Genomic DNA, 25107 nt, shown 5'->3' with positions numbered 1-25107 from the left:
AGGCGGGCTCAGGTTGTCGCGATCGCCCGCAGGATGTCCATCCTCGCGGCCCGACGGGCCGGGAAGATGGCAGCCAGGACACCGAGCAGACCACCCACGATCACGACGAGGACGACCGTCCACAGCGGGTAGGCGAAGGTGTTGATGCCCTGTTCCTTGAGGGCGCGGGTCAACGCCCAGCCGAAGAAGCTGCCGACGACGACGCCGAGGAGCGCTCCGAAGACGGCGATCACCACTGCCTCCAGTCGCACCATCGTGCGCAGCTGACGCCTGCTCATACCGACCGCGCGCAACAGTCCGATCTCCCGGGTCCGTTCGATCACGGAGAGGGCCAACGTGTTGACGATCCCGAACAGCGCGATGACGACGGCCAGCACCAACAGGACGTAGACGATGCCCAGAAGCTGGTCGACCTGCTTCTCCTGCTGCCGGACGAACTCGGACTGGTCACGCACCGTCACGTTCGGGTATGCCTTGGCGACGGAATCGATCTCCTTCCGAACGTCGGCGATGTTCGCGTTCGACGCGATCCTGACCATGACGAAGATGTCGAGATCGGAGTTGTAATGCCGACTGAACTCACTCAGGGCGACGAGGTACTTGCCGGCTACCTGGCTTTTCTTGTACGTCCCGGCGAGGGTGAGGGTGGTCGGGCCATCCGGGAAAACCACCGGAACCGGCTGACCCACGACGAGCCCGTCGGCCGTCACCGTGTCGCTGTCCATGATGATCGTTCCGTTGCCGAGCTTGGCGATATCCCCGTTGACCTGTCGCAACGCGAGCAGCTGCGGCAGGGCAACCGGGTCACCCGCCAGGATGGTCCCTTTCTTCCCCTTGATCTGGGCCACATCCGACCGCAGGCCTGTGACGAGCTCGATGCCTGGTTTACCCCGCAGAGACTGGGCGATGTCGGGGCTGAATCCCTGACCGAAACCGGACCCGGCCAGGTAGAAATCCGCACCCAGGCTGTTGCTGACGGTCTCCTTGACGGAATCCTTGATGGACGCACCGAGCACCGCGAACGCACTGACCAGCGCCAGGCCGATCATCAACGCGGATGCCGTCGAAGCGCTCCGGCGTGGATTACGCATGGCGTTCTCGCGTCCGAGGCGGCCGGTGGCGCCGAACAGAACCGGCAGCGGACTGCCGATGAACCTGGTGATGGGCCGCGCAAGCAGCGGCGAGAGAGTCGCGATGCCGAGGAAGCACAGTCCGGCACCGATGCCGACCACCGCTGCCCCGGACTTCCCGGTGACGGCGGTCAGCCCGTAGACGAGGAGCAGCGCGCCGATACCGGCCAGGGCACCACCGGCAATGCCGCGGGAGCGCAGGGAACGCGCGGGTAGGACGAAGGATTCGCGCATCGCCGCCACCGGTGGTACCGACGCGGCTTTGCGCGCGGGGATGAAGGCGGCGACCGCCGTGACGACAACGCCGACGGCGTAGGCGACAATGATCGTTCGAGGTCGGACAACCAACCCTCCGCCGGGTAGTGACACCCCGATCGCCGCCACCGCGAGTCGCAGCAGGACGGCCAGAACCGGGCCGAACAGCAACCCGACCGTCGCGCCGACAAGGCTGACGACGCCCGCCTCAAGCTGGACCGAGAGCTGGACCTGGCGCCGGCTGGCGCCCAGCGCCCGCAGCAAGGCAAGTTCCCGGACCCGCTGGGCCACCAGCATCGTGAAGGTGTTGAAAATGATGAAGGCGCCCACGAAGACCGAGATCCCGGCGAATACCAGCAGGAACGTAGAAAAACCACCGATGGCCTTCTGGACCGCGTTCGCGTTCTCGTCGGCCAGCTGTTTACCCGTGATCGCCTCGACACCTGCGGGTAGCACCCCGGCGACCCGGTCGCGAAGTTCGGTCTGGGACAGTCCGTCGACGGCGGCGATTCTGATCGAGGTGAACTCGTCCGGGGCGAGCAGGACGCGCTGCGCGGTGGCCGTGTCGAAAGCGATCACGGTGGCACCCCCGACGCTGTCCTGTCCGGCCAGCCGGAACGTCCCGACCAGGGTGTAGACAGCGGGTGCGCCCTTGGTCAGCACGGTCACCCGGTCGCCGATCAGCAGACCCGCCTTGTCCGCACTGCTCTTGTCGATCACGAATTCCTGGCCGTGCGGTGCATGACCCGCGGCGATCTCGACCGCGGACACCGCGGTGCCACCGTCCCAGCTGGTGCCGAGCCCGGGCGCACCGCCGGTGTCGAGCACCTTGCCGGTGCGGGGGTTGACGAACACGGCTGTTCCATCGACATCACCGACGGCTGCCCGTACCCCGGGCACGCCCTTGACCACATCCAGCAGGGAGCTGGGAACAGGCCGGCTCGGGCTGTTCCCGGCAGAACTGTCGTCCACTGCGTTGATCGCACGAACCGCCACACTGACGTTCCTGGTGGCGTTGGCGAACAGCGTGTCGAACGTCTGGTTGAGGCTATCGGTGAGCACCAGCGTGCCGGTGACGAAACTGACCCCGGCCACGACCGCGAGAGCAGAAAGCAGCAGCCGGAGCTTGCGGGCCAGCAGATTCTTCAGGGTGGTGCGCAGCATCGGTCAGGCCCTGCCCGACGATCCGTGGCCGGCGGCTCCGTCGAGGGCCGCGCCTTCATCCTGCCAGGGTTGCCGGCCACCCCCGTCCGAACGGTCGCCGTCCACGGCGTCGGCCTCCTGCTGGAGCTGATCGAGGTGCTTCATCCGGTCGAGGACGCGTTCGGCGGTCGGGTTCGGCATCGCGTCGACGATCCTTCCGTCGACGAGGAAGACGACCTCATCGGAGAAGGACGCCGCGTTGGGATCGTGGGTGACCATCACGACGGTCTGGTCGAGCTCGCGAACGGAGCGTTGGAGAAACGACAGCACCTCGGCTCCGGACCTGGAGTCCAGGTTGCCGGTGGGCTCGTCGGCGAAGACGATGTCCGGCCGGGTCACCAATGCGCGGGCGCAGGCGACCCGCTGCTGCTGACCGCCGGAAAGCTCCGACGGGCGGTGGCTCAGGCGCGGTGCGAGCCCGACGGCGTCGACCACGTGCTGCATCCACTCGCGGTCAGGCTTGCGTCCGGCGATGTCGAGGGGAAGCGTGATGTTCTCGGCTGCGGTCAGCGTCGGCAACAGGTTGAACTGCTGGAACACGAAGCCGATGCGGTCGCGCCGAAGCTGGGTGAGCGCCTTGTCCGACAACTGCGACAGGTCCACGGCGCCGATGAAGACCTGGCCCCGGGTGACGGTATCAAGACCGGCCAGGCAATGCATCAACGTCGACTTTCCCGACCCGGACGGCCCCATGATCGCGGTGAACCGCCCGCGAGGGAAGGAAACGTCGATATCGCGCAGTGCGGTCACCGCGGTCGGCCCGGATCCATAGATCTTGACCAGGCCGGCAGCCCGCGCCGCGGCAATCACGTCCGACCCCGTACCGCCCGCGCTGTGCGTCGGATCCGAGGACTCCACCGACCCGGCGCAGGGATCAGCGCCGAAGCTCCGGCCCGCTCGGCTCATGGAAAAAGCTCCTTTCGAAAGGCACGGTCACCCCGTCGTCCCCGGTACTGTCCCACCCGCGACCGCCCGTCCCGTCGACCGCTCCAACGTTGCTCGATCAGAGGTCGATCCGAATACACCGCACATGTCAGAAGATTCTTCCGATCCGACCTGAGTTAAACCGAGTCAACCCATACCGACCCGCCGTTGTCACCCGGCTGTCATCCAGCTGCCTCACATACCGGCGGCGCGGGTTCGTCGGCCCCCGTATCGGCCCCCGCGTCGGCCCCCGTATCGGCATTGTCACCGGATGCGGGCAGCGGCGGCGGCGTGCCACCGAATGCCGGGCACCGTGCCTTGTGGTCACACCAGTCGCACAGCTTGCTCGGAGTCGCCCGCCAGTCACCCGTGCGACGGGCCCGGTTGATCGCGGACCACAACGCGTCGATCTTCCGTTCGGTCGCCCGCAGATCCGCCTCATCGGGTACGACCCGTAGCCAGCTGCGATCCCCGAGGTAGTAGAGCCGCAGTTCACGAGGGACCACGCCACGGATCCGCCAGACCAGGTAGGCGTAGAACTTCATCTGGAACAGCGCCGAGCCTTCGAACGCCGGTCCCGGAGCGCGCCCGGTCTTGTAGTCGACGACCCGCAGCGCCACGCCGTCGGGGGTCCTCGCCTCGTCGAGACGGTCGATGTACCCGCGCAGGCGTACCCCGGAGGCGAGCACGTGCTCGACGTAGAGCTCCCGGGCGGCCGGCGCGAGACGCGCCGGATCCTCCAGGCTGAAGTACCCGGCGAGCAGCACCCGGGCCGAATCCATCCATGCCGCCCGCTCGGTGTCGTCCGCGAACAACCCGCTGAGTTCCGGCTCCCGGGCGAGCAGATCACGCCAGGCCGGCTCCAGCAGCGCTTCGGCAGCGGCCGGCGTGCGTTCGGGAGGCGGATGGTCGAACAGCCGCTCCAGCACCGAGTGGACGACCGTTCCGCGCACCATGGCTGCATTCGGCGGTTCGGGCAGCCGGTCCACCACCCGGAACCGGTAGCGCAGCGGACAACTCATGAAGTCGCCCGCCCGCGACGGCGACAGCGAGCCGACGATGCGAATCTCGCCCGCCGGAGACGGGGCCTGCTCAGATGACGGGGCCTGCCCATCGGATGTGTCGACACCTACCACGGATGGCTTCATGGCTTGGGACCATAGGCGGCCGCTCCGACAATCCGGCCACAGCCTTGGAGCTCGGGGTCCCCGGATCGCGGCGGAGCCCCCACCCGACGCCAACCCGATCGAGCGCGATCGCCGGAGCCGCTATCCGGGGGAAGCCGTAGCATCGCAGACATGGCCGATCAGCCTGACCAGGTCCACCATGACAGCCCTCCCGTTGCGGGCAGCGGCGGTGAGCAGCCTCGTCGCGCGCCCGGCTTGCTGATCGGGCGGATCCGCGGGGTACCGGTGTACCTGTCTCCACTGGCGCTGGTGTTCGCCGTCATCATCTGCTGGCTGTTGATCGGCCCCAATCGCGACCGACTGCCCGATGTCGCCGACGATCGCCTATACCTGTTGGCCGCCATCACCGCGACCGGATTCGTCGCATCCCTGGTCGTCCACGAGCTTGGCCATTGCCTTGCCGCGCTCGGGTTCGGCCTCGGGGTACGGGCGGTGACCGTGCATGGATTCGCCGGGTTCACCGAGATCTCACCCGAACCGCAGACGCCGATTCGCGAATTCCTGGTGGCAGGCGCGGGCCCGGCCATGAACGGTCTGCTCGCGGGCCTGGGTTTCGCTGCGCTGACGGTGGTGGACAGCGGCACGCAGCCCGGTGTCGTGATCATCGACCTCACCGTCACGAATGTCGCGTTCTGCGTGTTGAATCTCGCGCCCGGGCTACCCCTGGACGGAGGCCGGCTGGTCGTGGCCGCGGTCTGGGGCATCACCAAGAACAAACTGCGGGGCATTCAGGTGGGCGCCTACGGCGGTTTCGTGGTCGCCGGCCTGCTGGCGCTGTGGAGTCTGTTCGCTCCCGGCAGTGACTTCGGCGGTGTCTACCTGCTCGGCATCAGTGCGTTCATCGGTATCGGGGCGTATCAACTGTTGCGCCAGGCCCAGCTCCGCATGCGCCTGCCAGGGGTGTCCGCCGGTCGACTCGCGCGCCGCACGCTACCGGTGGAGGGTGCCGTGCCGCTCGCGGCGGCGCTGGCGCAGGCGCGGAAACTCGGGGCGAGCGCGGTAGCCGTCGTCGACTCCGTCGGGGCACCCATAAAGATCATGAATGGCTCGGCCGTGGACGCCCTACCCGAACACCGCCGGCCGTGGATGACCGTGGATGAGGTCAGCCGCGGGCTCGAACCCGGCATGGTGCTGGCCGCCGAACTGGAAGGCGAAGATCTGTTGGCAGCCGTGCGCAGCACACCCGCGTCGGAGTATCTGGTGACGCAGGACGGACGCCCCGTCGGCGTCCTCGCCATGGTCGACCTGGTCGCCCGCATCGACCCGGCGAGCGCCGCCCGGTCGGCGGCCGGCAAGTGAACCGGCCGCCGACCGGCACCGCACACCGTCGCGGCGAATTCACCAAAGGTGATCGTGTCCAGCTGACCGACCCCAAGGGGCGACGCCACACCGTCCTGTTGGAGCCGGGCCGCCAGTTCCACACCCACGCCGGTGCGATCGGGCACGACGACCTGATCGGCCGCGAGGAGGGCGTGGTCGTGACAAGCACGGGTGGGACGCCATACCTGGCACTGCGCCCGTTGCTGAGCGACTTCGTTCTGGCGATGCCGCGCGGCGCGGCCGTGGTCTATCCCAAGGACGCCGCGCAGATCGTGGCCTATGCCGATCTCTTTCCCGGCGCGCGGGTGCTGGAGGCCGGCGTGGGTTCGGGAGCGCTGTCATGCTCGTTGCTGCGGGCTGTCGGCGACGCCGGACACCTGGTCTCCTACGAACGGCGGCCCGATTTCGCCGCAATCGCCCAGAAGAACATCGAGACCTTCTTCGGCGGGCCGCATCCCGCCCACACCCTGCGGGTGGGCGACCTGGCCGAGGCGACCGAACGTGACATGGACCGGGTGGTGCTGGACATGCTGGCCCCGTGGGAAGTGCTGGACGCGGTGAGCGCCGCGCTGGTGCCCGGCGGGGTCGTCTGCGCCTACGTGGCCACCACCACCCAGCTCGGGCGGGTGGTCGAGGCGCTGCGCGAGTACGGGACGTTCGCCGAACCGGCTGCGTGGGAGTCGATGATGCGCACGTGGCACGTGGACGGCCTGGCCGTACGCCCGGACCATCGGATGGTCGGTCACACCGGCTTCCTGGTGACGGCCCGACGGCTCGCGGACGGGGTCACCCCGCCACCGCGGCGGCGCCGGCCGGCCAAGGGCGCCCGTCCCGAACCGGGCGAGCAGGCGTCCCCGCCGCCCGCTTCCGTCGATTCCGTCGATGTCGGGTCCGTCGATGTCGTGCTGTCGGATTCCTGACAGGAGACGCGGGAGACCTCAGGCGCCCGGTCCGGCCTCCAGGGTGCCGTCGGGGCGCTGCACGTAGATGCAGGTACCCGGGCAGTCGTCCGCGGCCGCGACGACGTCGTCGACCAGCGGCAGCGGCACGGGCACCGATTCGCCGGTTTTCGTGCGCAACTGCCCGTCCGACCCCTTCACGTAGGCCAGACCGTCGACATCGAACTCGAAGACAGCCGGAGCAAGCTGGACGCACAGCCCGTCTCCGGTGCAGGCGTCCTGGTCGATGCGTACCCGCAACGTCGACGGCATCGCTGGTTCGGTGAGATTCGTGGGCGTTGCCACAGAGCTCCGATCTTCTGTCACCATGGCACCGTAACTCGCTGTTTACGGCAAAGCAGGCTCGTAGTCGTCAGACAGGCGTGCCAGCGGCGGTCACAACGGTAGTGTTGGGTGCGTCCCGGTCAGCACGGGGGAGGTGGAGGCGCGGTGTCCGGTCCCCGTTCGGGCTCTGGCTCCGGTGGGAGCTCGGGTCGTCCAGGTGATGGAGATTCACGAGCGTCGGCATACGAGAAGGAAGTGCACGAGCTCACAACTCAGGTCGCCTTCCTCGAGGAGGAGGTGGCCATGCTGCGACGGAGACTCAACGAATCCCCGCGGCAGGTCCGTGCCCTCGAGGAACGATTGGCTGAGACACAGGCGGATCTCGCCGGTGTCAGCGGGCAGAACGACAAGCTCGTGGCCACGCTACGCGAAGCTCGCGATCAGATCATCGCCCTGAAGGAGGAGGTCGACCGACTCGCCCAGCCACCCAGCGGTTATGGAATCTTCATCGGGTCGTACGACGACAGCACCGTCGACGTGTTCACCCAAGGCCGCAAGCTGCGGGTCACGGTGTCACCGAATGTCAGCGTCCTCGATCTGAGTCCCGGGCAGGAGGTCATGCTCAACGAGGCGCTCAACGTCGTCGACGCACGTGCGTTCGAACGCCACGGTGAGATCGTCCTGCTCAAGGAGATCCTGGAAAGCGGCGACCGAGCCCTGGTCATCGGCCACACCGATGAGGAGCGCGTGGTCATGCTCGCCCAGCCCCTGCTGGACGGGCGACTGCGGGCCGGTGACTCATTGCTGGTCGAGACCCGGTCTGGTTACGCCTTCGAGCGCATCCCCAAGTCCGAGGTAGAGGAGTTGGTGCTCGAGGAGGTTCCGGATATCGGCTACGAACAGATCGGTGGCCTCAAGGGTCAGATCGAGTCGATCCGCGACGCCGTCGAACTGCCGTTCCTCTACAAGGACCTCTTCCTCGAACACAAGTTGAAGCCGCCGAAGGGTGTCCTGCTCTACGGCCCGCCCGGGTGCGGCAAGACACTCATCGCCAAGGCGGTGGCCAACTCGCTCGCGAAGAAGGTCGAGGCCCTGACCGGCCAGGGCAGCGGGCGGGCGTTCTTCCTGAATATCAAGGGCCCGGAGCTGCTGAACAAGTACGTCGGCGAGACCGAACGGCAGATCCGGTTGGTGTTCCAGCGGGCGCGCGAGAAGGCGTCCGAGGGCATGCCAGTGATCGTTTTCTTCGACGAGATGGACTCGATCTTCCGGACCCGCGGGTCCGGGGTGTCCTCGGATGTCGAGAACACGATCGTTCCACAGCTGCTCAGCGAGATCGACGGCGTCGAACAGCTGGAAAACGTGATCGTGATCGGCGCGTCCAACCGCGAGGACATGATCGACCCGGCGATCCTGCGGCCGGGACGACTGGACGTGAAGATCAAGGTTGAACGTCCTGACGCCGAAGCGGCCAAGGACATCTTCGCCAAGTACGTGACGCCGGACCTCCCCTTGCATCCGGAGGATCTCGCCGAACACGGCAGCAGCCGGGAGGCGACCTGTCAGGGCATGATCCAACGGGTTGTCGAACGGATGTACGCCGAGACGGAGGAGAACCGCTTCCTCGAGGTCACCTACGCCAACGGCGACAAGGAGGTCCTGTACTTCAAGGACTTCAACTCCGGCGCGATGATCGAGAATATCGTCGCGCGGGCCAAGAAGATGGCGGTCAAGCAACTCATCGAGGGAGGCGTCAAGGGACTGCGCATGCAGCACCTGCTCAACGCCTGCATCGACGAGTTCAAGGAGAACGAGGACCTGCCCAACACGACCAACCCGGACGACTGGGCACGCATCTCGGGCAAGAAGGGCGAGCGGATCGTCTACATCCGCACGCTGATCACCGGCACCAAGGGCACCGAGGCGGGCCGATCCATCGACACGATCGCCAACACGGGCCAGTACCTGTAATCGCTTTCTGCTGTGGGAGTCCGGGCGCCGGCGCGCCTGGACTGTGCGCCGAAGGCGGGGAGGGCGGGGGATGTCCCTGCGCTCTCCCCGCCTTCGGCGTTCCCGTGTTCCGCCGGATCGCCGGATCGCAACGGCGCGTCTCCGGATCCGCGCATCGCACAAATCATGATCCTCATGCTGGCCGTTGATCAGCCATCAGACACGCCCTAGCCCGTGGACCAGCGCTGTTGGTGGTTTGTAGGGTGTTGGAAACGCGCCCGTCGGCCCGCCTTCGAGGATCTGCCGGGCCGTCGCGGGGCGTCACCCATCGGGTCCAGGTCTCGGCGCGGGCTCAAAGCACCTACGCTGAGGGTGTGAGCGTTCGCCGGATCATGGGAGCCGAGACCGAGTACGGCGTGTCGGTGCCCGGTCAGCCAACCACCAACCAGATGCTTGCCTCGTCGTTGGTGGTCAACTCCTACGCCAACCGACAGGCAACCGGCGGCAGCCGGGCTCGGTGGGACTTCGAAGAGGAGTCACCGCTGCGCGACGCGCGTGGCTTCGAGCTTCCGCGCGAACCCGTGGCCGATCCATCGGCACCCGCCAACGAGGACGACCTGGGGCTTGCCAACGTCATCCTCACCAACGGTGCGCGCCTCTACGTCGACCACGCCCATCCCGAGTACTCCACGCCCGAGGTGACCAACCCTCGCGACGCGGTGCTGTGGGACAAGGCCGGCGAACGGGTGATGGCCGAGGCGGCGCGGCGGGCGCTGTCCGTGCCGGGCACGATGCCCGTACACCTGTACAAGAACAACACGGACAACAAGGGTGTCTCCTACGGCTGCCACGAGAACTACCTCATGGCCCGTTCCACACCGTTCGGCAACATCGTCCGCCACCTCATCCCGTTCTTCGTCTCCAGGCAGGTCGTATGCGGCGCCGGGCGGGTCGGCATCGGGGTGGACGGCCGTGAGGCCGGTTTCCAGCTCAGCCAGCGGGCCGACTTCTTCGAGGTCGAGGTCGGGCTGGAGACAACCCTCAAACGTCCGATCATCAACACCCGGGACGAGCCGCACGCGGATCCGGAGAAGTACCGCCGCCTCCATGTGATCATCGGCGACGCGAACATGAGCGAGATCTCGACCTATCTCAAGATCGGGACCACCTCTCTCGTCCTCGCGATGATCGAGGACTCCTGGCTCGACGTCGACCTGACTGTCGACAACCCCGTGGCCGGTCTGCGTGCGGTCTCCCACGACCCGTCCCTGCGCCACCTGCTGACGCTCGGGAACGGCCGGAAGATGACCGCCGTCCAGCTGCAGATGGAGTATCTGGAGCAGGCCCGCAAGTACGTCGAGGACCGCTTCGGCACTGATCTGGACGCCCAGACCGCAGATGTGCTGGCGCGCTGGGAGTCGGTTCTGGTGCGCCTTGAGGATGACGCGATGAGCTGCTCCCGGGAGCTGGACTGGGTCGCCAAGCTCGCCATCCTGGAGGGCTACCGTGCCCGTGACGGCATCGGTTGGGACGCGCCCCGCCTCCAGCTGGTCGACCTGCAGTACTCCGACGTACGGCCCGACAAGGGCCTCTACAACCGCTTGGCGGCCCGCGGGCGGGTCGACCTGCTGCTCGACGAGGACGAGATCGTCCGTGCCATGACCGAGCCCCCGCACGACACCCGGGCGTTCTTCCGCGGCCGGTGCCTGGCGCTGTACCCCCAGCAGGTCGCCGCCGCGTCGTGGGACTCGGTCATCTTCGATGTCGGGCGTGACTCACTGCAGCGGGTGCCCACCTTGGAGCCGCTGCGGGGAACCCGAGCACATGTCGGTGAGCTGCTGGCACGCTGCCCGACCGCCCTGGACCTCGTGGACGCGCTCGCCAAGGGCTGACCCGGCAGACAACGCGGCGCCCCACGCCCCGCGACGGATACACCTCTGCGCACCCCCGGCCGGGGGGATTCCGCCGGTGCAGGATGCGGGCGGTGACCAGGGGCGGGTTGCGCCGTGGGCGGACGTCGCGACGGGCGGCCCGGATCGTGATGAAGTGGTGCTCTCACGCGGCCCCGCACTGTCGCCACCGCCACCGCCAGCACCACCGCCACCAGCACCAGCGCCATGGTGAGGTCGGCGGTGAGCGGTGAGCGGTTCGGCATGTCGGAGCCCGGGGATAGTGTCGCTCCATCACGATCGAAGGAGGGTCTCATGGCTACCAAGGACACTGGCGGGGGTCAGCAGCGCTCGGGACGTCGGACGGACCAGACCGAGGAGGTCGAGGTCGAGGAGTCCAGCGCCAGCGACCTCAAGGAAAGGCACGAGAAGCTGTCCGAGGACGTCGATTCCCTTCTCGACGAGATCGACGACGTCCTCGAGGAGAACGCCGAGGAGTTCGTAAAGGGCTACGTACAAAAAGGGGGGGAGTAGGCAGCTCTTGTTGAATGATCGGTAACCTCACCGACGACCAGCAGGTAGGCCGAAGGGATGTGCGATCATGCTTCTTCCCGCACGCCCGGAGGCCCCAGGCAGGCTGGTACTGGCCCGAGCAATCGACTATCTGAAGGGGGATTTGTGGCTGATCCAGCGGGAGTCGCGGGGCGTCTACCGTCTGTGTTCATGACACCGGGAACGTCGTCGTTCACCGAGTTCCTGGCCACGGCCGCACCCGATCTGCTACCGGGCGCACGCGAGCGGCTGCCGGTCGCCGTCACCGAGGTGGCCCACGGCACGACGATCGTGGCGGTGGCGTTTCCCGGCGGCGTGATCATGGCCGGTGACCGCCGCGCGACCATGGGTAACGTGATCGCGCAGCGTGACGTCGAGAAGGTGTTCCACGCCGACGAGTACTCCTGCGTCGGGTACGCGGGCACGGCCGGGATCGGCGCGGACCTCGTCCGCCTGTACCAGGTCGAGCTCGAGCACTACGAGAAGATCGAGGGTTCCACCCTCAGCCTGGACGCCAAGGCCAACCGGCTGTCATTTATGATCAAAAACAATCTCGGGATGGCTCTGCAGGGGCTCGCGGTCGTCCCGCTGTATGCGGGCTTCGACCTCGACGCCGGCAAGGGGCGGATCTTCTCCTACGACATCACCGGTTCCAGGGCCGAGGACAACTCCTTCCAGGCCATCGGTTCCGGCTCGGTCTTCGCCCGCGGCGCGCTCAAAAAACTCGTCCGGGCCGACCTGACCTCGGATGAGGCCGCGCGGGTATGCATCGAGGCGCTCTACGACGCCGCCGACGACGACTCCGCGACCGGCGGCCCTGACCTCATCCGCCGGCTCTACCCGGTGGTCGCCTCGGTGACCGCAGACGGCTTCCGCCGCTTCACCCAGGACGAGGTGGGCGCTGTCGTCGAGGCCGTCGTCGCCGACCGCATGACGAACCCGGGAGGCTGACATGACCATGCCCTTCGGCTATGCCAGCCCGGAACAGCTTGTCCGGGACAAGTCCGAGTACGCCCGCAAGGGCATCGCCCGCGGCCGTAGTGTCGTGGTGCTGACCTATACCGACGGTATCCTGTTCGTAGCCGAGAATCCCTCGTCGACTCTCCACAAGATCAGTGAGATCTACGATCGGATCGCGTTCGCCGCGGTCGGCAAGTACAACGAGTTCGAGAACCTGCGGACCGCGGGTGTGCGCATGATGGACGTCCGCGGCTACATGTACGACCGCCGTGACGTGACCGGGCGGGCGCTTGCCAACTGGTACGCCCAGACACTGGGCACCTTGTTCACTGACAGCATCAAACCGTACGAGGTGGAGATCGTCGTCGCGGAGGTCGGCGCGGCGGCCGGCAACGATCAGATCTATCGGCTCACCTACGACGGGTCGATCGCGGACGAACGTGGGTTCGTGGCCATCGGCGGACAGTCCGAACAGGTCAGTGCCTCGTTGAAGGAACACCACACCGACGGGCAGCCGCTCGCCACCGCACTGCGGGTGGCCGCGAATGCGCTACGGGCCGGCACGCCCGCGGGTGGTAACGGCGACCGCACCCTGTCGTCGGCGAACCTTGAGGTGGCCATGCTCGACCGCACCCGCACCCGCCGGCTGTTCAAGCGCATCTCCGGCGCGCAACTCGACGTCCTGCTCGCCGAAACCGCAGATCAGAACGACCAGTAAAGACGATCATCAAACGCGTGCCGCAGGCCGAACCGATATCGGATGACGTGTATCGGTTCGGCCGGGAACGAGCGCAGCGGATCTGAACCGGGTTCTCAGGTCGGGGCCACCTGGCTACGCAGCCAGTTCAGCGTCCTGCTCCACGCGTCCTGCGCCGCCTCGGGTCGGTGGACCGCAGCCCGGTCGTGGCTGTGGAAGGCGTGCCCGGCGTCAGGGTAGCTGATCAGTTCGGTCGGTACCGCCGCCGTCGTGGCCGCCGCCCGCAATGCCTCGATCTCCGCCCGGCTGATCAACGCATCGTCGTCGCCGTAGAGGCCGAGCCAGGGCGTACGCAACGAGGGGGCGCTCTCCAGCAAGGGTGCAACGCCGTCCCAGTACGGCGTACTCACACCGCCGCCGTAGAACGACACGGCCGCGCCCATGGCGTGCCGGGTGGCGGTGAACAGTGCCACCGTCCCACCCATACAGAAGCCGATCACCGCTGTCCGCTCGGGGCCGAAGCCGTTGTCCGCGAGATGGGCCAGGCACGCGTCGGTATCCGCCACGATGCCCGGACCGCTCAGGGTGCCCATCTGCGTGACCGCGCTGGGCCAGCCACCTGTCGGGTCGACCTCGGCGATGCCATCCCGGTGGTAGAGATGCGGCGCGACGGCGAGCCAGCCGGCCTGCGCCAGCAGCTCGCAGACCGAGGTGAGGTAGGGCGTGATGCCCCGGGCGTCGTGCACGACGATGACGCCGCCGTACGGCGGGTCGTCCGCGGCCGGCGCGACCACGGTCGCCGTGACGACGCCACTCACCGTCGTCACGGTCCGCAGCTGGCCGATGTTCGACTGGTTGCTTTCCAACGTCATGTCCGCCATCCTGCCCGCGGCCGGCCCACTCGAACATACCGGACAGCGGATCATCCTGCGGGCGGCTGGACTGCGGCTGGGCTGCGGTCCGCGCTCCCGGCTCATACCGCCGCCACTACGACGAACGTGCAGGTGCGGGCATCCGGCCACACCGTGGCGCGCCCGAAGCATAGGGTCGTCGGTGTGGATCGTCGCATCTTCGGCCTCGAGAACGAGTACGGCGTCACCTGTGTCTTTCGTGGGCAGCGCAGGCTGTCACCGGATGAGGTGGCGCGGTACCTGTTCCGACGTGTCGTGTCCTGGGGTCGCAGCAGCAACGTCTTCCTGAAGAACGGCGCCCGGCTCTATCTCGACGTCGGCAGCCATCCCGAGTACGCCACGCCCGAGTGCGACTCCGTTCCCGATCTCGTCACCCATGACAAGGCCGGCGAGCGCATCCTGGAGGGGCTGCTGGTCGAGGCGGAACGACGACTGCGCGAGGAGGGTATCGCCGGGGACATCCACCTGTTCAAGAACAACACCGACTCGGCCGGGAACAGCTACGGTTGTCATGAGAACTACCTCGTGGGCCGGCACGGCGAGTTCAGCCGGCTCGCGGACGTTCTGGTGCCGTTCCTGGTGAGCCGACAGGTCCTGTGCGGGGCGGGCAAGGTGCTCCAGACCCCTCGTGGCGCGGTCTACTGCATCTCACAGCGCGCGGAACACATCTGGGAGTCGGTGTCGTCGGCGACGACCCGGTCCCGTCCGATCATCAACACCCGGGACGAACCGCATGCGGACGCCGAGCGGTTCCGGCGGCTACATGTGATCGTCGGCGACTCCAACATGAGCGAGACCACCACCTTGCTCAAGCTCGGCTCGACCGACCTCGTCCTGCGCATGATCGAGGCTGGCGTGGTGCTGCGGGACATGTCCCTGGAAAACCCGATCCGGGCGATCCGGGAGGTCAGCCACGACATGACCTGCCAACGTAAGATCAAACTGGCCAACGGTCGTGAGGCCAGCGCCCTGGAGATCCAGCGTGAGTACTTCAGCAAGGCGGTCGAGTTCGTCGAACGCCGCGGCGGGGACGCGGTCGCCAAACGTGTTCTGGACCTGTGGGGTCGGACCCTCCTCGCGATCGAGACCGACGACCTGGAGCTGGTCGCCCGCGAGATCGACTGGGTGACGAAGTACGTGCTGATCGACCGGTTCCGGCATCGGCACGGTCTGTCCCTGGCCTCGCCGCGGATCGCCGAGCTGGACCTGAAGTACCACGACATCCATCGCCAACGCGGCCTGTACTACCGGATGGAGCGGGCCGGGCTGGTGGAGCGGGTCAGTCGTGACCTTGACATCTTCGAGGCGAAGTCCATCCCGCCGCAGACCACCCGGGCGCGGCTGCGTGGTGAGTTCATCAAGCGGGCTCAGGAGAAACGGCGTGACTTCACGGTCGACTGGGTGCATCTCAAGCTCAACGACCAGGCCCAGCGCACAGTGCTGTGCAAGGATCCCTTCCGTTCCGTCGACGACCGAGTCGACAAGCTCATCGCCAGTATGTGAGGACCACCCACCTGTGACCGACCTTCGCCGCCCCGCCCGGGGCGTCTGTCTCTCCACTTCGCAGGCCGCCGGCCGCGCGAGAAAAACGATCATTGCGCCCGCAGCGGTCAGATATCTGTCCGCTGCGCTGTCCGCGGTCCTGCTGGCCGGCGCACTCGCCGCCTGCAGCACCTCGACCGCGCCGGACGGGACCAAAGCCGCGCCCGTACGGGTGGCAGATGCCCTCGGCGCCGGCAGCGCGGGCTTGGCCGCGGTCACCGGCGCGACCGATCTCAAGGCCAAACCGACGATCGCGGCCGGCGCCGGCACGCCTGGGAGCACGCTGGTCACCAGAGACCTCGTGGTCGGTACAGGAGCGGCCGCCTCCGCGCAGAGCACCGTGTCAGTGCAGTACGTGGGCGCGTTGTGGACCACCGGCGAGGAATTCGACTCCAGCTGGAAGCGCGGACAGGCCGTGGACTTCCCGCTGAGCGGTGTCATCCCAGGTTTCCAACAGGGCATCGTCGGCATGAAGATCGGTGGCCGTCGGGAGATCGTGATCCCGCCCAACCTCGGTTACGGCGCGAGCGCACAGGGACCGATCCCCGGTGGTTCGACCCTCGTCTTCGTCGTCGATCTCGTCGGGCTGCCGGCGACACAGGCGACGGATCGCTGACACCGCGCGAGCCGCTCCTGGAGATCCAATGGACATAGCCTAGCCTCGTACGGTGTCCCGTCGGCGGTTGGAACGGCTGCTGAACCTGACGATGTGCCTGATGGCAACATCGCGGTTTCTCACCGTTGCTGAAATCGGCGAGCTCGTAGACGGTTTCGCCCCGGGCGAGACCGCGGACGAGCAGGAGGCATTCCGCCGGATGTTCGAACGGGACAAGCAGTACCTGCGCGACATCGGCATCCCCTTGGAGACCGGAACGAACTCGTTCTTCAGCGACGATGTCGGATACCGCATCCGACGCAGCGACTACGCACTGCCGGAGATCTCCCTCGACCCGGATGAGGCGGCCGCTCTCGGACTCGCCGCCCGGCTGTGGTCGAGCACGTCGCTTGCGGCCGCGAGCGCGAGCGCCCTGCTCAAACTCGCGGCCGGGGGTACCCGTACGCTTCCCGGCCCGGATGGTCTGGAACCCCGCGTCGGCACGACCGAACCGGCGTTCGCGCCATGCCTGGCAGCGGTCCAGGCCGGGCAGGCGATCTGCTTTCCCTACCGCAAGCCGGCGGAGACCGGATCGAGCGAGCGCCGGGTCGAGCCGTGGGGAGTGGTGTCCTGGCGGGGACGCTGGTATCTGGCCGGGCATGACCGGGATCGCGCCGCGGCCCGGGTGTTCCGGCTGTCCAGGGTGACCGGCACGGTGCGCCCGGTCGGGCCGCCCGGGGTGGTTCGGATGCCCGACACCATCGACCTACGGACGCTGGTGTCGGCGTCCGCGCCACCGGAGCGCATCCGCACCGCCGTGCTGAAGATACGGCCGGGGACCGGTCACGCGTTGCGCCGGCACGCCCGCGCGGTGTCGGTGCCGGCCGGGTTGATGCCGGCCGGCATGAACCCGGCCGGCACGAACCCGGATACGTCCGAGGTGGACACAGTCGGGAGGGATGCGGACACCGACGGGATGGACATCATGGAGATCGACTACTCCGACACCGAGCGCCTGGCCCGCTGGGTGGTGGGATATGGCGATGACGTGCTGGTGGTTGGACCGCGACAGCTGCGCGACGAGGTGGTGCGCCGGTTGGCCGACGCGGCCCGGATCCACGCCGTACCGGGGGGTCGTAGCCCCCGGCCGGGGGCTACGACGACAGGGACAGGGATCACGGCGACAGCGGCGGGAACACCGTGAACCCGTCCACGGCATCCTCGACCGATCGGCTGAGCCGCCTGCTCGCTCTGGTGCCATGGCTGCGGGCGCACCCGGGTGTCAGCCTCGACGATGCCGCCGTGACCTTCGGGATCACTGTGCGACAGCTTCGGGACGATCTCGATCTGCTGTTCGTCTGCGGCTTGCCCGGCGGTGCGCCCGGTGACCTCATCGACCTGAGCTACTCGGCTGATCAGGTCACCGTGCTCGACCCGCAGACCCTTGACCGGCCGCTGCGGCTGTCGGCGGACGAAGCCATGGCGCTGGTCGTCGCGGCCCGCACACTCGCCGACGTTCCCGGGCTGGCCGCACACGACGCCCTCGACCGTGCGGTGGCGAAACTGGAGAAAGCGGTCGGCGCCCTGCCCTCGGACCGGGTCCGGGTCGAGCTCGACGCCCAGGACGAGGTCCTACGCGTCGTCCAGGACGCCGTCACCCGCAAGCGGCGGCTGCACCTTCGGTACCTGGTCTGGTCCCGTGACGAAATGACCGAGCGTGATGTCGATCCGATGCGGGTCCTGGCTCGTGACGGCCGCTGGTATCTGGAGGGCTGGTGTCATCGGTCGAAAGCAGTCCGGATGTTCCGACTCGACCGGATAGACGGTTCCCACGGGGTCACTGTTCTGGATCTCCCGGCCGCGCCCCCGCCAGAGGCGACATCGCGCGAGAACGCCGAGAGCCTTTACCAACCCGGGCCGTACGACCGTCGGGCCGTGCTCAGGTTGCATCCGGGGGCCCGGTGGGTCGCCGACTACTACCCGGTCGAGTCCCAGCGGGAGCTTGACGCCGGGTACCTGCTGGTTGAGCTGCGGGTGTCGGAGACCGGCTGGCTGCGCAGACTGGTACTGGGTCTCGGCGACCAGGCGCAGCTGGTGGAACCGGCGGAACTGGCGGCCGAGGTCCACGATGTCGCCGTCCGGGCACTGGCGGCCTACGGCATTCGACCCCGACCGACAGCGGAGTAGGTTGATCTGGTGCGCTGGCTGCTCATCGACTCTGGTCTCATTCTGTTGACGTTTGTTGCGCTCGGCGCGTTGGCATACCGCGTGTTCGGTCGGGTGCGCCTGGTCAACGCCGAGGTCGCCACGCTGCAGAATCGCCTGTCGGGCCTCTCGGACGAGACAGCGACATTGGCTGCGCGGCTCGACTCCGCCGAGGTCACCGCGAAACTCAGCAAGCGGGCGTCGGCCTGACCGGCCGGCCATCCGGGCTGGTCAGGCATGCCTGGTCAGGCATGGCCGACCAGCCTGACCAGCCATGCCGAGCGGGCCGGTTACCAGCCGACAGATCCTGGTTATGAGCCCGTCATGTGCGCAACATCGGGCCGTTGTCTGACGAGGCCAGGCTAACCGACGTAGCATCAAGTCGACGTAGCATCAAGCGCGCCGGTCGTCGGGACCGGACATCGAAGCGAAGGACACATGCCATGCCCAATCTCGGTACCCCCGAGCTTCTGATCATCGCGTTTGTCGTCATCCTGCTGTTCGGAACCAAGAAGCTGCCCGACGCGGCCCGCTCCGTCGGACGCTCCTTGCGCATCTTCAAGGCCGAGACCAAGGGTCTGAGCCAGGACGACCAGAGCCCCACCGCCGCCGCGCAGGCCGAGCCGGCGCCGGCACCGGCGCCTGCGCCACGCCCGATCGAGTCCGGCCAGGCCGGTGTGGCGCCCAAGCCGGCCCAGCAGTCGGCAGCAGGTGTCGCCTCGTCGGTCAACGGCCATGCCGTCACGGCGGGCGACGTCTCCCAGCACTGACACATCCACCGACCTCTCGTCCAGGAGCAGGAGTCGCCGCCCGTGCCCCGGTTGCCCACACCGCGGCGGATGGTACAGGCGGTGCAGTTCCGCCGTACCAGGACCGTCGAAGACAGCCGGATGTCGCTTACCGAGCACCTTCGGGAGTTGCGCGACCGGCTGGCGAAGGCACTGATCGCGCTCACCATCGCCACAGTCGTCTGCTTCATCTTCGAGCCGCACATCTTCAACATCCTGAAGGAGCCGTACTGCGCGTTGCCGGCGAAGTCCCGCGCCGGCGGCGGAGAGTGCCAGTTGTTCTTCTTCGGCATCCTCGACGCCTTCATGATCCGGTTGAAGATCGCGATGATCGCCGGGGCCGTGCTCTCGGCCCCGATCTGGCTCTACCAGCTGTGGTCGTTCATCACGCCCGGCCTGCACCGAAACGAGCGGCGCTGGTCGCTGGCATTCGTCGGCTGTTCCCTGGCGCTGTTCACGTTCGGCGGCTATCTCGCCTACCTGACGCTGAGCAAGGGCCTGCAGCTCCTGCTCGGGTTCGGCGGCGACGGCCTGGTCAGCCTGCTTGACGTCAACAAATACCTCAGCTACGTCATCGCCATGCTGGTCGTCTTCGGACTGTCGTTCGAGGTGCCGCTCCTGGTCGGGATGCTGAATCTCGCCGGTGTGGTCGGTACGGACAAGCTGCGCTCGTGGCGGCGTGCCGAAATCTTCCTCGTATTCGTGTTCGCCGCCGTGGTCACGCCGAGCCAGGACCCGTTCACGATGGTTGCTCTCGGCCTGCCGATGTGTCTGTTGTACGAGGTCGTGCTCATCATCGGTTGGCTCAATGACCGACGTAAGGCCCGCCGTGGCGACGCCTCTCCGTATGCCGACCTTGATGACGACGAGACGTCACCGCTCGACCTCGATGACCTGCCGCCGTCGGATGACCGATTGCTGCCGGTCGAGCGCTCCAGCATCGGTGATCCGGTGGGAACGGGCGTGGGTGCCGGCGGGGTGCCGTCGAACGCGGCCTACCTTGACGTCACCTGATCGTTGACACCGGCGACCGATCCGGGCACACCCTGCGACCGGGCCGGGTGGACCGCCGGAGAACGCCACACCTCCGGAGAACGCCGCGCCGGCGGGGTCCCGTACGCTGACGACGTGTCCACCGCGCCCGCGGGCTCCTCAGGCCCCGAGGCCTTGCCGCAGGCCATGCCCAGCGCCTTGGCCGACTTTGTGGGCGGATACCCGTTCGGCCTCGACCCTTTTCAGCGTGAAGCCTGCGGAGCCCTCGAAGCAGGCGAGGGCGTCCTGGTCGCGGCTCCCACCGGTGCCGGTAAGACGATCGTCGGTGAGTTCGCGGCCCACCTCGCGCTCGCTCGGGGCCAACGCTGCTTCTACACCACGCCGATCAAGGCATTGTCGAACCAGAAGTACACCGACTTCGTCGCCCGCCACGGAAGCGACGCAGTCGGCCTCCTGACCGGCGACACCTCCCGCAATCCGGATGCACCGGTGGTCGTCATGACCACCGAGGTCCTACGGAACATGCTCTATGCCGAGCCGACCGGCCGTGACCGGCTCGGCCGACTCGCCTTCGTCGTGATGGACGAGGTCCACTACCTCGCCGACCGCCAGCGGGGGGCCGTCTGGGAAGAAGTGATCATTCATCTTCCCCAGCAGGTCCAGCTGGTGTCGTTGTCGGCGACGGTGAGCAACGCCGAGGAGTTCGCCGACTGGCTGGTGACCGTGCGCGGGCACACCCGGGTCGTGGTCAGCGAACACCGTCCGGTACCCCTGTGGCAGCACGTCCTGGCCGAGCAGGAGATGCACGACCTGTTCGTCAACGGTGGTCCGCTGTCCGTGGACGACGTCCTGCGCGCACGCGATGACGCGCGGGAGGAGGTACGGGACGAGACCCGGGCCGGTGAGACGGGCGGGCCGTCGAGGGCACCTGCGACCCGATGGCGGATCAACCCGGAGCTGGTGCGCCTGGCCCGGGAGGAGGGCCGCCGCCCCGACGTACCACGCGGCCGGCCCGGCGGCGGCCCGGGTCGCGGCGGAGCGGGCACGCCATCTCGCCGCCGCGTCTGGGCTCCGAGCCGGCCTGAGGTCATCAAGCACCTTGACCGGTCCGGGCTGCTCCCGGCGATCACCTTCGTGTTCAGTCGGGCGGGCTGCGATGCCGCGGTCGCCGCCTGCGTGCGCGCCGGCCTGACGCTGACGACCCTGGATGAGCGGGACACCATCCGCCAGCAGGTGCGGTCACGTACGGCGAGCATCCCCGCAGATGATCTGCGTATTCTCGGCTACTGGGAGTGGCTGGAGGGCCTGGAACGCGGGATCGCCGCGCACCACGCTGGGATGCTGCCCACCTTCAAGGAAGTCGTCGAGGAACTGTTCGTCCGCGGCCTGGTACGCGCCGTGTTCGCCACCGAGACCCTCGCGCTCGGCATCAACATGCCGGCGCGCACGGTCGTCCTGGAACGTCTCAGCAAGTTCAACGGCGAGACCCGCGCCGATATCACCCCTGGGGAGTACACCCAGCTCACCGGGCGGGCCGGTCGCCGGGGGATCGATGTCGAGGGACATGCGGTCGTGCTGTGGCAGCCCGGTTTCGACCCGGTCGCCCTGGCCGGGCTGGCGTCGACGCGTACATATCCACTGCGGTCGTCGTTTCGCCCGTCGTACAACATGGCGGTCAATCTCGTCGGGCGGCTCGGACGGACCGAGGCCCGCAGCGTTCTTGAGTCGTCCTTTGCGCAGTTCCAGGCCGACCGCGCGGTCGTCGGTCTGGCCCGTCAGGTCCGCCGCAACGACGGCGCGCTCGACGAGCTGGCCGCCAGCATGACCTGTCCGCAGGGTTCGGTGGAGCGATACGCGGCTCTGCGTGAGGCGATCAAAGCCCGTGAGGCGTCGCTGTCACGAGAGGGCAGTGCCCGCCGTCGTGCCGAGGCGGTCGAGTCACTGAACCGGCTGCGTGTCGGCGATGTCGTGCGTGTCCCGGCGGGCCGGCGCAGCGGGCTGGCGGTCGTGCTCGACCCGGGGGTCGAGGGCGCAAACGGCGACCCCCGCCCGGTTGTCCTCACGGTCGACCGGCAGGTCCGCCGGCTGTCGCTGCTCGACTTTCCCACGGCGGTGGAGGCGCTGGGGCGGGTGCGGGTCCCCAAGACGTTCAATCCGCGCTCGCCGCAGTCCCGACGTGACCTCGCCTCGTCCCTGCACAACGTCGAGATCCCACCTGAGGCGGGACGCCGCGCGCGGACCCGGGCGGCGGCCGCTGACGACGCGGATCTCGCCCGGCTGCGCCGTGAGCTGCGGGTCCATCCGGTGCACGGTTGCCCGGACAGGGAAGCGCACCTGCGTGTAATCGAACGCCACGTAAAGCTCCGCCGGGAGACAGACGCCCTACAGCGGCGGATCTCCGGCCGCACCAACACCGTCGCGAAGATCTTCGACCGGGTGTGTGCCTCCCTGGAGGCCCTGGACTACCTGCGCGGCGACGCCGTGACCGGCACCGGGCGCATCCTCGGCCGTATCTACACCGATCAGGACCTGCTGGTCGCGGAATGCCTGCATGCCGGTGTCTGGGACGACCTGTCGCCCGCAGCGCTCGCCGCGGCCGTCTCAACCCTGGTCTACGAACCTCGCGGCGAGGATGCGGCCACGCCGAAGATCCCCGGTGATCCGGCGCTGCGGGAGGCGCTGGCCGCGACGACCCGCCTCGCCGGCCGGCTACGTGATGTCGAGGCCGAGCACCAGCTCGACTTTCTGCGCCTGCCCGAGCCCGGATTCGTCTGGGTCGCGTTCGGCTGGGCGTCCGGACTGTCGCTGGCGAAGGTTCTCACCGAGTCCGGACTGGAGGTCACCGCCGGGGACTTCGTCCGCTGGATGCGCCAGCTCATCGACCTGCTCGACCAGATCGCCCAGGTGGCGCCGGAGGATTCGCACGTACGGCACACCGCGCACGGCGCGCTCGACGCCGTCCGCCGCGGGGTTGTCGCCTACTCCATGACCCTGTGACGCCACGACTGTTGGCGACGGCGGAATCCCCGAATGTCTATGCGAACAGGTGTACGAAGGTTGGCTCCACGCTGACCTCGCAACGCAAGCTGTTGGCGATGTAGCACTCGCGGTGTGCCTGCTCCACCAGGGCATGGAGCCGCTCGACCGGTGTGTCTCCCGATACCACGATTCTCGGCCGCAACCAGATGTGGGTCAGGCCAATGGGTTCAGCCGCGTGGGACATGACCGCTTCTGCGGCGTCGTCGTAGCGGCGAACGTCGACCCCCGCCCGGGCCGCCACAGCCAGGAACGACAGGAGCTGGCAGGACGACGCCGCGAGGACGACGAGTTGCTCGGGGTTAGAGCGCTCGGGCGTGCCACGGAACGCCGGATCCGCACTGAGGTGAACGGTTACCTCGGCGGGCGGGCATTCGCCGTGATGATCACGGCTGTATGCGCCGTACCCGGCCGCGGTGGATCCGTCCCAATGGCAATGAGCCCGGTAGCGGTGATGCTCATACTGATTCATGGAGCCCTCCTCCGGTGAAGGAAAGCCGAAGTGGGCACGCCAGGTACTTTACTCCCGCCGTCAACTGCATACGCCAGGAGATCGCTGGTGCCGCCCCGGGACGGCACCAGCCCCCTCCATCAAAGATCATATTCTTACTTCGTCGGTATGTTCACCAGAATCTTGCTACCGTCAGCGAAGATGGTCGGATGAACCGGGGCCGGAGGCTGTTTCTGGCGTAGGCCGATGATATAGCTGACATGACCTTCAAAATCCTCAGTACGCTGCGCGATGATCACATTTGTAGTATTTTCGGGACGGAACCGGACCGGCGCGGTGACCTTTCCCTGATCATTGTGTGCCATAGCCGGGGTGAACTGGACCAGGACCCATGATTTACCCGGAATGAAGATCCTCAGGTCGGACGGCTCGTTGCGGACCTGCGACCTGGGGATGTACCGCGCCGAGAACGTTCCCGGCAAGCCTCCCTTGAAGCGAAAACCGATCGTGTCGACCCGGGCACTTGCCGCATGCTGGCTGGTGTAGCCGACAACAGTCGGAATCCTGACCGAAATCTTTGGCGAAATCTTCGGTGGGCTGGCGGCTTCGGCGGGCAGTACGCCAAGGCCGATTACGGTCGCGGTACAGACAGCCGCAAGAGCTGAAAAAGGTCTCATGAAAAGCCTCCAGTCCCTGCTGTGGACATGCAGTTCATGCCCACACCACCGGCAGGCACGTGACAGGGCGCTGAATTCACCCGGCGAAGGCTCCGTACTCGAGTCCCCGTCTCACTCGACCGGCAAGTGGGAGGATCCACGTCTACCAACGGAGATCAGAATACTGTCCTCCCATGGGCATGAGTGAGACGGCGACGTCAGCCACTGACGGGTGGGAGCGGGCTCGGCAGGTCAATCTGGCGAACTGGAACGAGCGGGCGTTGGTGCATGGTCAGGACCGCTACTACGACATAGCGGGGTTTCTCGCCGGCTCCAGCTCGCTGCGCGAGACCGAACGGCGGCAGTTCTGCGCGCCCAGGCCACCGTCCAGTGGGCACACTCGCTTGGCGAGATCGTCACCGCGCTCACCGGCGCGGGGTTGCGGCTCGAACTGCTCCACGAACATCTGTCCACCGACCGCGACGATCGCCCCGGGGTTTTCGCCCTCGGCGATGACGGACGATGGCGGCTCCAGGTGTGGGACCAGGACATCCCCGTGCTGTTCAGTCTCACCGCTACGAAGAACTGCCCAGCCGAAGGGATTCGGTCCGTGCAGGCCAGGGGCTAATATTCGCACCCT

The 25107-nt window shown here is 67.5% G+C and carries 23 protein-coding genes; 15 read left to right on the top strand and 8 right to left on the bottom strand.

Features of this window, described 5'->3' with window-relative positions:
• Positions 1-8 precede the first annotated feature (8 nt).
• The 3 genes from U9978_RS05095 to U9978_RS05085 all read right to left on the bottom strand — a co-directional run bounded on the left by U9978_RS05095 (position 9) and on the right by U9978_RS05085 (position 4660).
• Positions 9-2549, bottom strand: coding sequence for an ABC transporter permease (locus U9978_RS05095; protein WP_322759870.1), 2541 nt, complete (start codon positions 2547-2549; stop codon positions 9-11).
• A gap of 3 nt (positions 2550-2552) precedes the next feature.
• Positions 2553-3494 (bottom strand): ABC transporter ATP-binding protein, encoded by a 942-nt coding sequence (locus U9978_RS05090; protein WP_322759869.1) that lies wholly within the window; start codon positions 3492-3494, stop codon positions 2553-2555.
• A 200-nt stretch (positions 3495-3694) separates the two neighbouring features.
• Positions 3695-4660 carry a PD-(D/E)XK nuclease family protein gene (locus U9978_RS05085; protein WP_322759868.1) on the bottom strand — a complete coding sequence of 322 codons (966 nt, stop codon included), beginning with the start codon at positions 4658-4660 and terminating at the stop codon, positions 3695-3697.
• 150 nt (positions 4661-4810) lie between these two features.
• Between U9978_RS05085 and U9978_RS05080 the strand changes: the two genes are divergently transcribed.
• Positions 4811-5998 (top strand): site-2 protease family protein, encoded by a 1188-nt coding sequence (locus U9978_RS05080; RefSeq protein WP_322759867.1) that lies wholly within the window; start codon positions 4811-4813, stop codon positions 5996-5998.
• Positions 5995-6939: a tRNA (adenine-N1)-methyltransferase gene (locus tag U9978_RS05075; protein ID WP_322759866.1), complete on the top strand. Its 945-nt coding sequence runs from the start codon at positions 5995-5997 to the stop codon at positions 6937-6939. Before U9978_RS05080 ends, U9978_RS05075 begins: the two co-directional genes overlap by 4 nt.
• An 18-nt stretch (positions 6940-6957) precedes the next feature.
• Here the strand turns inward: U9978_RS05075 and U9978_RS05070 are convergent, their stop codons facing one another.
• On the bottom strand, positions 6958-7287 hold the full coding sequence (locus U9978_RS05070) for a ferredoxin (RefSeq protein WP_416210858.1): 330 nt from the start codon (positions 7285-7287) through the stop codon (positions 6958-6960).
• Between the two features lie 120 nt (positions 7288-7407).
• Here U9978_RS05070 and arc point away from each other — a divergent pair, with 120 nt between their 5' ends.
• From arc to prcA, 5 genes are all read left to right on the top strand, one after another.
• Positions 7408-9213: a proteasome ATPase gene (gene arc / locus U9978_RS05065; RefSeq protein ID WP_322759864.1), complete on the top strand. Its 1806-nt coding sequence runs from the start codon at positions 7408-7410 to the stop codon at positions 9211-9213.
• 353 nt (positions 9214-9566) lie between these two features.
• Positions 9567-11084, top strand: a complete 1518-nt coding sequence (dop, locus tag U9978_RS05060) for a depupylase/deamidase Dop (protein ID WP_416210857.1) — start codon at positions 9567-9569, stop codon at positions 11082-11084.
• Between the two features lie 312 nt (positions 11085-11396).
• Positions 11397-11615 (top strand): ubiquitin-like protein Pup, encoded by a 219-nt coding sequence (locus U9978_RS05055; RefSeq protein ID WP_322759863.1) that lies wholly within the window; start codon positions 11397-11399, stop codon positions 11613-11615.
• Between the two features lie 189 nt (positions 11616-11804).
• Entirely contained in the window at positions 11805-12584 is a 780-nt protein-coding gene (gene prcB, locus U9978_RS05050; protein ID WP_416210856.1) for a proteasome subunit beta, read from the top strand.
• 1 nt (position 12585) lies between these two features.
• Positions 12586-13311, top strand: a complete 726-nt coding sequence (gene prcA, locus U9978_RS05045; RefSeq protein ID WP_322759861.1) for a proteasome subunit alpha — start codon at positions 12586-12588, stop codon at positions 13309-13311.
• A 95-nt stretch (positions 13312-13406) separates the two neighbouring features.
• Here the strand turns inward: prcA and U9978_RS05040 are convergent, their stop codons facing one another.
• The gene (locus tag U9978_RS05040; protein ID WP_322759860.1) at positions 13407-14162 is read right to left on the bottom strand and encodes a dienelactone hydrolase family protein; all 756 of its coding nucleotides are present in this window, start codon (positions 14160-14162) and stop codon (positions 13407-13409) included.
• Between the two features lie 183 nt (positions 14163-14345).
• On the opposite strand from U9978_RS05040, the gene pafA reads away from it, so the two are divergent.
• The 8 genes from pafA to U9978_RS05000 all read left to right on the top strand — a co-directional run bounded on the left by pafA (position 14346) and on the right by U9978_RS05000 (position 23321).
• Entirely contained in the window at positions 14346-15704 is a 1359-nt protein-coding gene (pafA, locus tag U9978_RS05035) for a Pup--protein ligase (protein WP_322759859.1), read from the top strand.
• A 13-nt stretch (positions 15705-15717) separates the two neighbouring features.
• On the top strand, positions 15718-16359 hold the full coding sequence (locus U9978_RS05030; protein ID WP_322759858.1) for an FKBP-type peptidyl-prolyl cis-trans isomerase: 642 nt from the start codon (positions 15718-15720) through the stop codon (positions 16357-16359).
• A gap of 52 nt (positions 16360-16411) precedes the next feature.
• The gene (locus U9978_RS05025; protein ID WP_416210855.1) at positions 16412-17542 is read left to right on the top strand and encodes a helix-turn-helix transcriptional regulator; all 1131 of its coding nucleotides are present in this window, start codon (positions 16412-16414) and stop codon (positions 17540-17542) included.
• Positions 17539-18525 carry a WYL domain-containing protein gene (locus U9978_RS05020; RefSeq protein ID WP_322759856.1) on the top strand — a complete coding sequence of 329 codons (987 nt, stop codon included), beginning with the start codon at positions 17539-17541 and terminating at the stop codon, positions 18523-18525. The genes U9978_RS05025 and U9978_RS05020 overlap by 4 nt, the downstream gene beginning before the upstream one ends.
• A 9-nt stretch (positions 18526-18534) precedes the next feature.
• The gene (locus tag U9978_RS05015) at positions 18535-18753 is read left to right on the top strand and encodes a hypothetical protein (protein WP_322759855.1); all 219 of its coding nucleotides are present in this window, start codon (positions 18535-18537) and stop codon (positions 18751-18753) included.
• Between the two features lie 233 nt (positions 18754-18986).
• Positions 18987-19313, top strand: coding sequence for a Sec-independent protein translocase subunit TatA (tatA, locus tag U9978_RS05010; protein WP_322759854.1), 327 nt, complete (start codon positions 18987-18989; stop codon positions 19311-19313).
• Positions 19314-19355: 42 nt separating this feature from the next.
• On the top strand, positions 19356-20345 hold the full coding sequence (tatC, locus tag U9978_RS05005; protein ID WP_322759853.1) for a twin-arginine translocase subunit TatC: 990 nt from the start codon (positions 19356-19358) through the stop codon (positions 20343-20345).
• Between the two features lie 165 nt (positions 20346-20510).
• On the top strand, positions 20511-23321 hold the full coding sequence (locus U9978_RS05000) for a DEAD/DEAH box helicase (RefSeq protein WP_322759970.1): 2811 nt from the start codon (positions 20511-20513) through the stop codon (positions 23319-23321).
• Between the two features lie 37 nt (positions 23322-23358).
• On the opposite strand, the gene U9978_RS04995 is transcribed toward U9978_RS05000, so the two are convergent.
• From U9978_RS04995 to U9978_RS04985, 3 genes are all read right to left on the bottom strand, one after another.
• A complete protein-coding gene (locus U9978_RS04995) occupies positions 23359-23832 on the bottom strand; it encodes an OsmC family protein (protein ID WP_322759852.1) in 474 nt (157 codons plus the stop codon).
• Positions 23833-23966: 134 nt separating this feature from the next.
• Complete coding sequence (locus tag U9978_RS04990; RefSeq protein ID WP_322759851.1) at positions 23967-24488, bottom strand: hypothetical protein; 522 nt, start codon at positions 24486-24488, stop codon at positions 23967-23969.
• A gap of 283 nt (positions 24489-24771) precedes the next feature.
• Positions 24772-25107 (bottom strand): hypothetical protein (locus tag U9978_RS04985; RefSeq protein ID WP_322759850.1); only part of this gene is annotated, 336 nt, incomplete at its 5' end.

Source organism: Protofrankia sp. Cr2 (assembly GCF_963555885.1).
In the GTDB taxonomy this organism is placed as follows: Bacteria; Actinomycetota; Actinomycetes; order Frankiales; family Frankiaceae; genus Protofrankia.
This window is presented reverse-complemented; position numbering and strand designations above follow the sequence as displayed.